The following is a 14,131-nucleotide window of genomic DNA, read 5'->3' on the forward strand; positions in this document are numbered from 1 at the left end:
TTCCGCTATTCGGGAGCAGTAATACTCCGATTGGTGGGGGAAGAACCTCCACTGATAGAAGTTTCACTTTATAGAGTTAATGATATGCATTCTTTTTGTTAGCATTGGTATATCAAATTGTTGATAAAGAATTTTGAGTGTGAGGTGTTGAAAGAATGAAATTGATTATTCCAAAGCAGCATGGAGCTTGGGGAATGTTGCTTATTCCTTTTGTTTTGGGTATTTTAATCGGTAAATGGACATGGTATCATATACCCCTTTTGTTAGCATGGTTATTTGTATACTTGGCTACATATCCTTTGTTAATGTATGTAAAACAACCAAGAAAGAAGTATTACTTACATTGTTTCTTTCTTTATTTTAGCGTGGCTTGTGTGTGTGCGATCATTGCTCTTATATATGAATGGCGTATAGTGTTCTTTTCTATTATTATGCTTCCATTTTTTTTCATAAATATTTATTTTTCTCGCAAAAAAAACGAACGAGCTTTACTAAATGATATATGTGCTATTATTTTGTTTTGTATAGGGGGAATCATTAGTTATTATTTCACAATGAAAACAGTTGATGAGAATATATTGATGATAGCGACTATATCATTTTTATATTTTATGGGAAGTACGTTTTATGTAAAAACGATGATTCGTGAAAAAAAGAATCCAACGTATCGCTTTGTTTCATGGTGGTATCATTCTTTACTTGTGATTGCTACTTTAATTGTATCGCCATGGGTTACCATTATTTTTATCCCAAGTTTGATACGGTCTATAGTTTTTTATGGTAGAAATATTTCGATTTTAAAAGTGGGTATTTTAGAGATTATAAATTCTATTTACTTTTTTATTGCAACAATATTAGTATTTGAATTTTTCATCTCGTAAAATCTCGATTGGTGAAAGCTAATAGTTTCTTACAATTATTAAAATACAGAAGCGTCTTAAGGTGTTTTGATTTAAATCAAAGTTGAATTAAATTTTCTTTCATATATTCATAATTATTCAAATACTAAATACTGAAAGGGCTGTATAAATAATGGCATTTTATCAAATATTAACGCCTTATTATGATGAAATTTTTCCGGTAAATGGAAAACAACTAAATTTTATTACCTCTTATTTACAAGAGGGAAATTCTGTACTTGATGTAGGTGCAGGAACAGGAAATGTAGCCAAAGCATTAGTTGAAAAGGGATTTACTGTTACGGCGATGGAGCCAGAGAAGATGATGGCTGCTAAAATTTGTGAGAAAGCTGCAATCCACGAAGGGAAATTTCATGTAAATACATTTGGAATGCAACAAATAGACAATGTACCTAGGATATTTGATTGTATTTATTGTATTGGAAATACCATCGTTCATTTAGATAATATGAAAGAAATTACTGATTTTCTTCAAAAATCTTTTAAAAAACTAAAAAAAAATGGAAAATTGATTATTCAAATTGTAAATTATGAAAAAGTATTAAATCAAAAAAAGTTCATTTTTCCAGTTATTAAGAAGAAACATTTCTCATTTAAGCGAGATTATGCAATAGAAGGAGAAAAAGTATTATTTACTGCAACATTGAATGTCGATGATAAAGAAATCTCAAATAGTATTCCATTATATCCTATTACAAAACAACAATTACTGCCAATATTAACAGAGTGTGGTTTTCAGTCAGTAGAAGCATATGCAAATTTCGAGAAAAAAGCATATTCATCTGATGGTCCAGCATTAGTTATTGTAGCTACAAAATAACTATCAAATAAAAAATACCTTAGTGAAGAATTTTTTCTTTTACTAAGGTATTTTTTATTTGTTCTTTCAGAATGTGATTCAAATCCTCTTTTTATCTTAGGAGAATATTTATAATAAATTTATTGTTAACAGATGACAATTAGGAGGAATAAAAAAATATGAACAGAGAAATTAAGCTAACAGAAGATATATATTGGGTTGGAAAGATTGATAATAGAGAGGTTCCGTTTCATCGTTTAATTTTAGCAAAAGGAACAACTTATAATGCATATCTTCTAAAAACTGAAAAACCAACAGTGATTGATACAGTTGATATAGAGTTTGGAAGAGAATTTGTAGACTCTTTAAGCAAATTAATTGATCCACAAGAAATTCAGTATATCGTAGTGAATCATACAGAACCTGATCATTCAGGCGGCTTGGCAGCATTAGCATCAAGAGCTACAAATGCTACAATTGTATGCACAGAAATTGCAGTACCTGAAATACAAGAAATGTATAAGCTGCATAATCGGAATTTTTTAATTGTAAAAGATGGTGATACATTAGATATTGGTGGAAAAACATTGAAATTTAAAGAAACTCCATATCTCCATACAGAAGAAACGATGATTACCTACTGCGTAGAGGATAAAATTTTATTTCCATGTGATATTTTTAGTACTCACGTAGCAAATAATGAAATGTTTAATGATGAAGTGAATGAGGATATTATAGATGATTTTATTGGCTATTATAATGCAATCATTCATCCACATAGAAGATATGTTAGAACGTTAATGGAGGCACTACAAGATTTAGACGTAAAAATGATTGCTCCATCTCATGGATACATTTTACGGAAAGATGTACAAAAATATATCGATTTATATGCAGAAATGAGCAAAGATACAACTCAAGGTAAAAAAGTAACAATTGTATATACAACAATTAAAAATAATACTAAAAAAATGGCGAATATCATTAAAGAAACATTTGAGGCAGAGAATATTAAAGTAAGAGTATTTAATGCTGATAAATCAGATAAAGCTGAAATTCTAGAAAGCATTCAAGAAGCAGATGCAGTTTTCTTTGGGTCTTCAACTAAATACGCAGATATGATTGGAAACTTAGAAGAAATTTTAAAAGAAATGAAAGAAATGAACCTAGAAGGGAAAATTGCAGCTGCGTTCGGGTCATATGGTTGGAGTGGTGAAGCAATTGAGGTAATACAAGATTATTTAAATGAGACAAACATGAATGTACAAAGTACATCAAATGTTATTAAATCTACAGGTATGACTCATGTTGAATTCCCTATTCGTATAAGATTCTCTCCGAAGGATGAAGAAAAAACACAAAGAATTAAACATGCAACAACATTTGTCACAGATTTATTATTAAGTTCTATTTAATAGAAAAATGCAGGTGAAAACATGGAAAAGAATTTTGTTATTATCGGAAGCGGAGTAGCTGCTGTAAATGCTGCAAAAACAGTTAGAGACCATGACAAGGATTCAAATATATTCATTTTTGGTGAAGAATCATCTTTACCCTATAACAGAATTAAACTATCAAAAGAGCTATATTCAGATTTACACAGTGAAAAAGTTTTAATTAAAAAAGAAAAGTGGTACCAAAACAATAATATATCAGTTTTCACAAATAAAAAGGTAGTAAACATTGATACAGAGCAGCAACATATTGTTACATCAAATAATGAAAAAATTTCTTATTACAAACTATTAATTTGTACAGGTGCAAATAATAAAAGACTACCAGTAGATGGAGTAAATAAAAAAATGTTTTTACTATTAGAGACATGCATGAAGCGGATAACTTTAAAACATGTTTAGAAGATAGAAAGAATGTTGTAAACATTGGCGGAGGTGTACAAGGATTAGAAACAGCTTGGTCTATCATGAAAGCTGGTAAAAAAGTATCCATTGTAGAAGTTGCCGCTACACTAATGGGAAGACAATTAGATGAAAAAACTTCTCTTCTATTAAAACAAAAAATTGAAAGTGCAGGAGTAAAAGTATATTTAAATACTACTATTGATTCTATTCTTGGAGAAGAAGAAGTAACCGGAATTAAAGTGAACGGTGATCAACTAATAGAATGTGATAGTGTTGTTTATTCAATTGGAATCACTCCTAACATTTCTTTAGTAAATAATACGCCTATTCATGTAAATAGAGGTATTGTTGTTAATGACAAAATGGAAACGAATGTGGCATCTGTATATGCTGCTGGTGATGTAGCATAGGTAAATGGTGAAACTGACGGGCTATGGGGACGAGCAATGGATCAAGGGAAAATCGCAGGAAGTAACATGGCTTCTATTCCTGCAACTTACAAGAAAGCAATCCCAACTACTATCTTTAATGCATTCAATGTATCTTTATTTTCAATTGGATTCGTTGATGAAAAACAATGTGATACAACTATCGTTGAAGAAGATGGTAAAGAGAAGTATACAAGATTATTTATCAAGGATAATAAAATAGTGGGTGTTATCTCATTGGAAGGAGTAGTTGCATCCATTCCTTACAAGTCTGCTATTGAAAAACAAGTATCATTAGAAGAGATTGATATGAAAAATACGAATATAAGTGAAATAATGAACAAAGTAAAAGAGAAACTATAATCTTAATATGATAATAGAAAGAGGGCATTATAATGAAAAAATATATTTGTTTACCATGTGGTTATATTTATGATCCAGAAATTGGAGATCCGGATGAAGATATAGAACCAGGAACAAGTTTTGAAGATTTACCAGAAGATTGGGTATGTCCAGTATGTGGAGAAGATACTGAACACTTTGCACCAGTAGAAGAATAGAAAAAGAAAAAGTAACGAGAAGATGGTATAATTTCTCGGGTTCTGGTGCAAATATTTGAAGAAGAACACGAATAATAGTAGATTCCTAGCGGAATCGTATTTTATGCTATAAGTCCAAACACTTGGTGGATGAACTCTTTTTGATTTTGGACAGACTGATTGATATTATCCCCTTAAGGTAGACAGTGTAAAAAGACCATGAATAGACATGGGTGTTACACTTTTACTTGGAGGGGATTTTATTATGGTTAAAAAAGTAGATACATTTCAAACGTATTCAAATGAATTAAAGATACAAGTTGTAAAAAGTTATTTAAATGGTGAGGGTAGCCAATCAGCTATAGCTAAAAAATATAAGCTAAAAAGTAGAACACAGTTAATGAATTGGGTTCGGAAATATCAAGAAACAGGCGACATTTCAGATTTACGAAGAAACAACGGTGGTAATAGTGGTTTAAAAAACCCCTTGAAAGGTCGTCTTCGTACGAAATTCAATAGTGTTGAAGAGGAATTAGAATATTACAAGGCTCAGGTAGCGTATTTAAAAAAGCGGTATCCAAATCTATAGGAGGTGTTCTTGCCCAAACAGCTAAGTATGAGATTATTGAAGAACTACGTTCTCAATATAAAGTAACATGGCTTGTCATCATTGCGCAGTTAAATCGCTCTAGTTACTATAAGTGGCGCTCAACATGTATACAAAGACAATTACGCCTTTCAAAAGATTATACACTGCGTGAACAGATTCAGGCCATTCATATAAAACACAAGGAATACGGTTATCCTCGCATGAAAGTTGCCTTGCGAGATGCTGGATTTTTAGTGAGCCACAAAAAGGTATACAGACTTATGCGAGAACTCCAAATTCAATCAATCATCCGTAAAAAGCGACGCTTTTTCAAAGGTAAATCCTCAAAGGTTTTTCCAAATGTAGTAGAACAACAATTCCGAAATCGAAAGCCAAATGAGGTACTTGTTACAGATATCACTTATTTGTCATTCAAAGATAAATTTCTCTATTTATCAGTCGTTCAAGACATTTATAACAATGAAATCGTAGCTTGGAAACTCTCGCATCGCAATGATTTACAACTTGTTCTAAAAACATTAGGTTTAGCAGCACAAAAAAGAGATGTGTATGGAACCATCATCCACTCAGATCAAGGATCAAGGATTCCAATATACATCTCGTGCTTATTATCATGCGCTTCAACAACTAGGTGCCATCGGCAGCCACTCTCGCAAAGGAAACTGCCATGATAATGCTTGCATTGAATCATTCTTCTCTCATTTTAAATCTGAAATGTTTAATCTTAATTCTTATTAAAACGAGAAATAACTCATTCAAACAATTGAAACCTACATCTATCACTATAATTACAAACGATTTCAAAAAAGACTCAACCATCGAGCTCCAATTGAATATCGAATTTCGATGGCTGCATAGTCTTTTTTACAGTTGTCTACTTGACGGGGGTAAGACCAATCAGTCTGTCCAAAATCAAAAAGAGTTCATCCACCAAGTGTTTGGACTTATAGCATAAAATACGATTCCGCTAGAAATCTACTATTATCCGTGTTCTTCTTCATATATTTGCACCAGAACCCTCGATCCCCGTTCGAGAAAAAATCGTCCTCCTTTATATCTGCATCGACACCAAATTGGTTACGTTGAGCAGCACACTGACTTTGAGTATTGTATAATGGAAATATCCTCAGAATATAGTTGTTTCAGGATTGAAGTACCTGTTTTTTGTTGAATTCTTTTGCTCCTCGATGGGTCAATATGCAGCATATGATGCAACATACAGTTGCCGCTAGTAATACATAGAAACCACCATTCCATCCTACCTTGTCAACCATTACACCAAAGAGGGTAGTACCTAAAGATGCACCTAGAATGTAACTCATAAAACCTCGCAAACCAACTGCAGAACCAACGGCGAAAGGTGGAACCACCTCCATAGTTTGTACTGAAGCCAGAAACTGCGGAATGTAAATCAAGCATCCAATAATAGCAGCGAAAATAGTGACCCAATGTAAAGATGTACTTTGCCAGTAACCAATGATACAGATGAATATCAATGTCATAGCAATGATTGCTGGCGGCATGCGGTGCCCTTTGAATAACTTGTCTGATAGATAACCGGCTAGAAGAGTAGAAGGAATGGCTGCCCATTCAAAGAATAAAAAGGCAACACTCATCTCTTCTTTAGTGAAATGTTTTACATTCAACAAATAAATGGGCAACCAGCTTATAATGCCGAAACGAACCATGTAAACAAAAACATCCACCAAGGAAACGAACCATGCATTTTTGTTAAATAAAACATAATTCCTAAAAATCTGCCAAGCATTCATGTCTACTGGCGGTTTGGAATCAGCCCTTTGTTGCATTTTCGAATCGGGTTCATCCTTGATGATTTCGCTTAACGGAGGCAGGCCCTCGCTTACCGGTGAGCCTTTAATAAGGGTTAGTATCACCATTGCAATAACAATAGCTACTGCAGCCGGAACCTGGTAGTTTGCTGCTTGCCAGTGATTGGAGCCTAACATAGCAAAACTGACACCAACGATAGGCGCTACGATGCCTCCACCTATATTGTGCGAAATATTCCATATGGCACCGACAGTTCCTCTTTCCTTACGCGGGAACCAGTTTGCAATAGTAATAAAGCTAGGTCCAACTCCCATTCCCTGAAAAAATCCATTGAGAACAACGAGAACTGCAAACATCCAGAATGCCGTGCTGAAGCCCATCATAATATTGACCATAGCGCACAGAAGCAAACCAAGCACCATATACCTTTTAGGATTAGCTTTGTCTGCTATACTACTCATTAAACCCTTACTAATTCCATAAGCGATAAGCATGGAACTGCTTAATAATCCTACTTCTGTAGCACTAAGATTGAGTTGTTCCTTCAGATAAGGAGTAGATAAGGCAAAATTGTTACGTACTATATAGTAAGCTATATAACCGAAGAACACGCCTAATAAAGATTGTAGCCGGAAAAGCCTATAGGTTTTTTGAACCTGGTCTGATGCTATTTTTGTAGTAGCGATTTTAGGTTTCAAAAATGAGAACATACTATCTACCTCGATTTCTTTACTTTGATTTACGGAAAAAACTTAGATTGGCATAAAATTTAGTATTTCAATAGAGGCCAACTTGTCGGAAACGTTTTCAAAAATACTTGTGTTATATCATCCCTCCTTTGTTAAATTATCTTATATGTCAACTCGTTAAACTATCAGCAAATATCTGATTTTATGTAAGATAATATCCTACATAAAAACATTTATGGCTATTTGCTGTCACAACTTCGACATGAATAGTAGTTTTGTATACAATCTTCCATAGATTTCGTGGATCGTTCTGAAGTAATATATAAATATGAATTTTGAAAACCCTGAATCGAGTAGGATTCGGTAAATCGGATTCAATTAGGGTATTTTCACATAATACATAAATCCCTCGCCTGCAAGAATGGAGGAAAGTATGATAAACTGGTTGAGGCTTTTTTTTATATTGCTTATTACTTTACTTTCAATAGGATGTCAGCATGAGCGTTCAAGCCCTCAAATTATTTTCTCCGAATCTGACACCATGCCTGTTGGTTCACAAGATGACAAGCCCTCTCCTGTACGGATCGCAATTTCAAGTGTGTTATCACCGACTGATACAATTATGTACTATAGGAAAATAGCTAACTATATTGGAGAGAAGCTTCATAGACCTGTAATTCTAATTCAGCGCAAGAGTTATAATGAAATTAGTATGTTGATGATGAATGGAGGTGCTGATATAGCCATACTTTCAACAGGAGCATATATTACCTACAGACATGTTGAAGGACTTGAAGCAATTGCCATGCAAGAGCGAATGGGAGTTCCATATTATTATGGTTATGTCGTCGTAAACCGCAAAAATGAACTATCCAGTATACATGATTTAAGAGGGAAAAATGTTGCTTTTAGCGATCCAACCAGTTATTCCGGATATATTTTTGTGAGGAAAAAATTAGCTGAATTAAGTGAAACGCCCGAGCATTTCTTTGGTCGTTATGTTTTTACATATAATCATGAAAGCTCCCTAAGCGCTGTGATAAATGGTGTTGTTGACGCTGCAGCTGTTGATAGCTTAGTCTTTGAGCGTACCAAACTTAAAAATCCAGAACTGATTAAGGATTTGAAAATTATTGAAAAAACGGAACCGATTGGTACCGGTCCTGTTGTCATCAGCAGTAATTTACCTAATGAAGAGAAGCGAATTATCAAGGAAAGTTTCATTTCTATGCACGAACAAGAAATAATAAAACCAGCGTTTCAGGGACTGTTCATTGATCGTTTTGTTCCATTTGAACCCCAATTATATGAGGGTCACCTATGAAATGGATGAATAAATTACAAATAAACCAAAAGATATTTGGAGCTATATTCGTTTCGCTACTCTTTCTCGCTCTAGTATTGGGATGTATCATTTGGGAATCACTCACAAAAATCATGACAGAGGACCTTAAAAAACGTGGTGTAAATATTGCTGAAAATATTGCGGCATTGTCTTCGGATTACATTCTGACTGATGACTACTATTCGATTCATCTTCTCATTACCCGGGCACAGGAAGCTAACAAAGACGTTCGTTATATACTGGTCATTAACAATAATAATGTTCTTGTCGGAAATACATTCTCCAAACACTTACCGAAAGGAATATTAAACGCACATAAGCCTGATGATATCAATACTGGAAATTACGCTATACTAACTTCAGATGAAGGAAATATCCATGACATACTGGTTCCAATCGAAGAGGGAGATGTAGGATTTGTTAGAGTTGGAATGGCAGAAAAACAGGCGAAAAGCTATATTTTTACTAAAATAATAGAATTGGTTGTTGCTACATTTTTGGTCTGTATGGTGGCTGCAGGTATAGCTTATTATGTGACTCGTATCATTACTCGACCAATCAATAGTTTAGTTGATACAGCAACAGGCATATCAGCCGGTAATTTATCCTTAAGGGCTAAAGCAGAGGGTGACGATGAAGTTGGAAAATTAGCACGGGCTTTTAATGAAATGGCTGACAACCTAATTAGTTCCAGCACTGCAGTAGAAAAATTATTGAAGGAACTTCAAGAAAAGGATGCCCTTCGAGATACGTTGATTTTGAAACTACTATCCGCTCATGAGGAGGAGAGAAAAAGAATTTCTCGTGAACTTCATGATGAAACAAGCCAAGCCCTTACTTTTCTAATGGTTACAATGCGGATTTTGGCTAATGAAGCTAAAGATATCGAGCAACAGGAGCTACTTAATGTAAGCCGAGAAACTGCGGCAAGTATTTTGCGAGAAATTAGAGATTTAGCGGTAGAATTAAGACCACCCATCCTTGATGATATAGGTTTAATTCCGGCATTAAGGAAACATGCAAGAAAGTTTGAAGAAAAATTCGCTCTTACTGTAATTCTACACGTTCCCGATGATGACATTGCTGCCATAGATAGTCATATTGCTGTAGCGCTATACCGACTTGTTCAAGAAAGTCTTACCAATGTAGTGAAACATACAGTAGCAACTAAGATTGTGATTAACATGGAAATCAAGGATTGTTCTATCGAGTTGAGCATCCATGATAACGGTCATGGTATACGTGAGACCGATTTTGAAAAAGCTCGCCAGCAAAATCGGATCGGAATATATGGAATGAAGGAAAGAGCCGAATTACTGGGTGGTTCATTTTTTATCAAAACTCACAATATCGGTGGGACCGAAGTTATGGTGTCTATCCCATTAAAACAGAGAGAAGGGTGTCATGATGAAAAAGACAATCAACATAATGCTAGTTGATGACCACGCCTTGATGAGATCAGGTTTAAAACTACTATTGCAAAAAAGACCGTCCTTAAAAGTTGTAGGTGAAGCCTCTGATGGACTTGAAGCACTCCGGCTTTACGATATTTTAAGGCCCGATATTCTGATATTGGATATATCTTTGCCGCGCTTAGATGGAATCCAAGTTCTCACAAAGATTAAATTACGTTATGAACAAGCGAAAGTCATAGTGCTCACCATGCACGAAGACGAAGACTATATAACATTAATCATGAACGCGGGAGCTTCAGGTTACGTCCCTAAAGCAGCCGTAGATGAAGAATTATACACTGCTATTGATTCCGTTATGGATGGATACCTATACCTTCGCCCAAAGGAAATTTCAACGATGCTAAAAAGATTGCAAAACGAAACAGAGTCTCGAAATCCTTATGTAATTCTAAGCCCACGTGAACGGGAGGTATTGCAGTTTCTTGTTAAAGGATTTTCATTGTCTGAAATTGCTCAAGAATTAACTATCAGTATAAAAACGGTTGATACTCATAAGACGAGAATGTTGAACAAACTTAATCTTTCTAAAAAAAGTGAACTTGTTCAATATGCCATAAAGTATAATTTAATAAACATGATATAACGGGGTAATGTATGTTATAAAAGATCTTATCTCTTCCGACATCCTTATCATATAGCTTTTTTATAATAGGATAGCGTCACATCGCTATCAAGCTAAGGTTAGGAAAGTTCAGTTTCAGAAGAAATTTTCTTCTTTTTCTTCTTCCATATTTGATAGATCAAGTTACCATATTCATGAACCCAGCGCATGATGGTTGTTGGGTAAACAGACACCCCACGGTCCTTCAGTATTTCAGTTACATCGCGATAGCTTAAAGAAAAACGACAATAGTAGCCGACGGCTACTATTGTCGTTTTTCTTTAAAATATCCCATTTGTTACGCTCCCGTTCATCTTTTTCCAAAGTGTACTTGAGTTTCGAAAACTTTGCACCAGAACCCTTATGATTTCTTTTTTTGCTTAAATAAAAATCAATTGTATTTCCTTTTGAGTCAACAGCACGATATAGGTACATCCATTGACCTTTGACTTTTACATACGTCTCATCAACTCGCCAAGAATCATTAGTTGGTTTAAGATGACGTCGTACTCGCTCATCTAATTCGGGGCCATATTGATGAACCCATCGCATGATTGTTGTATGAGCAAGGAATAGTCCACGCCCTTCCATCATTTCGACTAAATCACGAAAACTAAGGTTGTATCGTAGGTACCATCTCACAGTTAATAAAATCATATCTGGTTGATAATGTTTCCATTTGAATAGATTTTACTTTTCCATACCGATCACACACCTTTTTTAGAGTAATAGTATCAGTATGTCCGAGTTTAGGAGATTACTTGCAAGTGTTTTGGATTTTTTGCACCAGAACCGGATTTCTTAAGTTGATTGGCATGTATGGTGCACCCACAGAGCGAGGCGAGGGGTTCATCACTGCTTCCGTGGTCGATCCCTTTGGGAACATCCTAGGCATTATGTACAATAAGCACTATTGCTTACTGTGCTAAAATCGCACCGTAATGTCCATCAACTGTAAGAGTAACAGTTCCGTTTTGTACTGTATAAGTTTTACTAGTCAGTTTGTCTGTGACAACACTTCCATTTTGCATGCTTAACTGCCATACAGGAACAGTTACGCTATGGCTTACAGAATCATTGTTAAGTACAACTGCAATTCTGTTTGTTTTGTCAAAGCGGCCATAAGAATATATTTTATTTGTATCATCTGTTTGCAGCGTCATAAATGAGCCTGTTCTAAGTGCCGGATATTGGTTACGGATACTAGTGAGCTTTTGTGTTAAAGCTACAGCGCTATTAGAAGTAGAAGCTTGGGACCAATCAAACGTCCGGCGATTATCTGGGTCTGCACCGCCTATCATTCCATATTCATCTCCGTAATAAATCGTTGGCGTACCAACATAAGTCATTTGGAAAATAAGCGCTAAATATGTCTTCCAAATATCGCCGCCAGCACGTTCGCCAAAACGTGAAATATCATGATTGGATAGATGATTACTCATAGCTTGCTGAACATTTGATGGATAATTAGCACGCGTGCCTCTTAGCCAGCTGTCAAATTGAGAAGTAGATATAGAAGTTGCATTGTTGCTGTAGTCTCTTCCTGTTATCCACTGAGAAACTGGTTGTGTAAATCCATCAAAATTCGTAGCACTGTCCCATTGGTTCCCTTGACCTGTCCAAGGATTTGCATCTCCCCAGTATTCGCCAAATATTGCTGCATTCGGGTTAACAGCCTTAACTGCACTTCGGAATTCAGACCAAATTTGGTGGTTTACAAAATTACTTCCATTTCCTCCGCCAGCATCTGTGTATTGACATGCATCTAATCGCCAGCCATCAATATTATATGGGGCTTTTAAATACGTTTTTGCTACAGAGTCGCTATTATTATATATTTGATTTCTTACTGGTGAACCACTAGCTCCATAATCTAACTTAGGCAAGCTATTGTATCCTAAAAAGCTAGCGTATGTGTTTGGCCAAGATTGAAATGTATAATAATTAGACCATTGGCTAGATTGAGATTCAAAAGCTCCTAAAGAGGGAGAATCATTGTACTTATCGAACCATGTATGAGTGTCTCCAGTATGGTTAAATACACCATCTAATACTAAATATCCTTTCTCCCCGTTTGCTGTGCTATGAATGTTTGATGACAACGTTTGCAAAGTTGTGTTTGTTCCAAATGCAGGATCCACAGTCATATAGTCCTGTGTATCATACTTATGGTTAGAAGGAGCTTTAAAAATCGGGTTTAAATAGACAATGTTAGCTCCTAACGTTTGTTTAATATAGCTAAGTTTCTGGTCTATCCCTGCTAAATCACCGCCGAAAAACACAAGGTTGTTCGTATGGCCAGGATTGGCATAGACACTGCTTCCCCAAGCTTTTTTCTCAGTTGGTGTACCGTCGTAAGTATATGCATTCGTTTGCACATCATTCGATGGGTCACCATTATAAAAACGATCAGGGAAAATCTGATACATGACACCATTCTTCATCCAATCCGGTGTTTTAAAATTCGGGATAATATAAAAATCTCCTGACGATGGTTCAGATGTAGAAGGACCGTTAGCATTGTACCAAACAGAAGCAGATCCATCAGTAATTTGGAAACGGTAATATTTCTGCGAAGAACTAGCAGGAATTGTTCCTTGCCAATAATCAAACGTCCCTGTAGAATCGCTAGACACCCCTGACATAGGAACTACATGAAATGATTCATCAGCAGTATCATAGTACTTTATATTAACACCGGTAATATCCCCTTTAAAAGTACGGAATTTCAGTGTCACACTTTGAACTGATGTCAGTTCTGGCGCGCTGTCATAAACAGGACCTTGGTCGTGAAATAAACCATTCCACTCCACATTACTATCATTAGTTGCGGCATAGGCCGAAGATGAAGGTGGTGTATACAGTAAGGATGTACCTAAAACAAGAGTAGATAGTGCAATCGTTTGCGCAAGTGTGCGCTTTTTTCTGCTTTTCTTTAATCTTCTCATCATAACCCCCCTAAAAATGTAAGTGCTTTCAAATCTATTATATAAGTAATCTATTAAAAGTAAATGGATTACTTTTTCCAAAATAAAAAAGGTTCTGGTGCAAAAACTTCAGGACCATTGTAATGAA

The 14,131-nt window shown here is 35.3% G+C and carries 12 protein-coding genes and 3 pseudogenes; 11 read left to right on the top strand and 4 right to left on the bottom strand.

The window, feature by feature from the left end:
* The first annotated feature begins 155 nt into the window (after positions 1 to 155).
* From QUF99_RS00565 to QUF99_RS28385, 8 genes and pseudogenes are all read left to right on the top strand, one after another.
* Complete coding sequence (locus tag QUF99_RS00565) at positions 156 to 881, top strand: YwiC-like family protein (RefSeq protein WP_289368047.1); 726 nt, start codon at positions 156 to 158, stop codon at positions 879 to 881.
* A gap of 151 nt (positions 882 to 1,032) precedes the next feature.
* Entirely contained in the window at positions 1,033 to 1,740 is a 708-nt protein-coding gene (locus QUF99_RS00570; protein WP_289368048.1) for a class I SAM-dependent methyltransferase, read from the top strand.
* Between the two features lie 158 nt (positions 1,741 to 1,898).
* Positions 1,899 to 3,134 (top strand): FprA family A-type flavoprotein, encoded by a 1,236-nt coding sequence (locus QUF99_RS00575; RefSeq protein ID WP_289368050.1) that lies wholly within the window; start codon positions 1,899 to 1,901, stop codon positions 3,132 to 3,134.
* A 21-nt stretch (positions 3,135 to 3,155) separates the two neighbouring features.
* Positions 3,156 to 4,369, top strand: a pseudogene (locus QUF99_RS00580) (NAD(P)/FAD-dependent oxidoreductase).
* 32 nt (positions 4,370 to 4,401) lie between these two features.
* Positions 4,402 to 4,566 (top strand): rubredoxin, encoded by a 165-nt coding sequence (rd, locus tag QUF99_RS00585; RefSeq protein WP_000759862.1) that lies wholly within the window; start codon positions 4,402 to 4,404, stop codon positions 4,564 to 4,566.
* 244 nt (positions 4,567 to 4,810) lie between these two features.
* Positions 4,811 to 5,134 (top strand): helix-turn-helix domain-containing protein, encoded by a 324-nt coding sequence (locus QUF99_RS00590; RefSeq protein ID WP_286125494.1) that lies wholly within the window; start codon positions 4,811 to 4,813, stop codon positions 5,132 to 5,134.
* A gap of 32 nt (positions 5,135 to 5,166) precedes the next feature.
* Entirely contained in the window at positions 5,167 to 5,826 is a 660-nt protein-coding gene (locus QUF99_RS00595; protein ID WP_289368372.1) for an IS3 family transposase, read from the top strand.
* A 91-nt stretch (positions 5,827 to 5,917) separates the two neighbouring features.
* Entirely contained in the window at positions 5,918 to 6,013 is a 96-nt protein-coding gene (locus QUF99_RS28385) for an IS3 family transposase (RefSeq protein ID WP_353958374.1), read from the top strand.
* Positions 6,014 to 6,297: 284 nt separating this feature from the next.
* Here QUF99_RS28385 and pgtP read toward each other — a convergent pair whose 3' ends face one another.
* Positions 6,298 to 7,656: a phosphoglycerate transporter PgtP gene (gene pgtP / locus QUF99_RS00600; RefSeq protein WP_289368054.1), complete on the bottom strand. Its 1,359-nt coding sequence runs from the start codon at positions 7,654 to 7,656 to the stop codon at positions 6,298 to 6,300.
* Between the two features lie 412 nt (positions 7,657 to 8,068).
* Here pgtP and QUF99_RS00605 point away from each other — a divergent pair, with 412 nt between their 5' ends.
* Genes QUF99_RS00605 through QUF99_RS00615 form a run of 3 tightly spaced genes read left to right on the top strand, consistent with a single transcriptional unit; the run spans position 8,069 to position 11,038 of the window.
* Complete coding sequence (locus QUF99_RS00605; RefSeq protein WP_286125554.1) at positions 8,069 to 8,959, top strand: substrate-binding domain-containing protein; 891 nt, start codon at positions 8,069 to 8,071, stop codon at positions 8,957 to 8,959.
* Complete coding sequence (locus QUF99_RS00610; protein ID WP_289368055.1) at positions 8,956 to 10,419, top strand: HAMP domain-containing sensor histidine kinase; 1,464 nt, start codon at positions 8,956 to 8,958, stop codon at positions 10,417 to 10,419. Before QUF99_RS00605 ends, QUF99_RS00610 begins: the two co-directional genes overlap by 4 nt.
* A complete protein-coding gene (locus tag QUF99_RS00615; RefSeq protein WP_286125570.1) occupies positions 10,388 to 11,038 on the top strand; it encodes a response regulator in 651 nt (216 codons plus the stop codon). Before QUF99_RS00610 ends, QUF99_RS00615 begins: the two co-directional genes overlap by 32 nt.
* 125 nt (positions 11,039 to 11,163) lie before the next feature.
* On the opposite strand, the pseudogene QUF99_RS00620 reads toward QUF99_RS00615, so the two are convergent.
* The 3 genes and pseudogenes from QUF99_RS00620 to QUF99_RS00630 all read right to left on the bottom strand — a co-directional run.
* Positions 11,164 to 11,351 (bottom strand): annotated as a pseudogene (locus QUF99_RS00620) (IS6 family transposase); the annotation flags it as partial.
* 35 nt (positions 11,352 to 11,386) lie between these two features.
* Positions 11,387 to 11,746, bottom strand: a pseudogene (locus QUF99_RS00625) (IS6 family transposase); the annotation flags it as partial.
* A 227-nt stretch (positions 11,747 to 11,973) separates the two neighbouring features.
* Positions 11,974 to 14,004, bottom strand: a complete 2,031-nt coding sequence (locus QUF99_RS00630) for a glycoside hydrolase family 13 protein (RefSeq protein WP_289368060.1) — start codon at positions 14,002 to 14,004, stop codon at positions 11,974 to 11,976.
* Between the last annotated feature and the right edge of the window lie 127 nt (positions 14,005 to 14,131).

The organism is Bacillus sp. DX4.1 (assembly GCF_030348195.1).
Taxonomy (GTDB): domain Bacteria; phylum Bacillota; class Bacilli; order Bacillales; family Bacillaceae_G; genus Bacillus_A.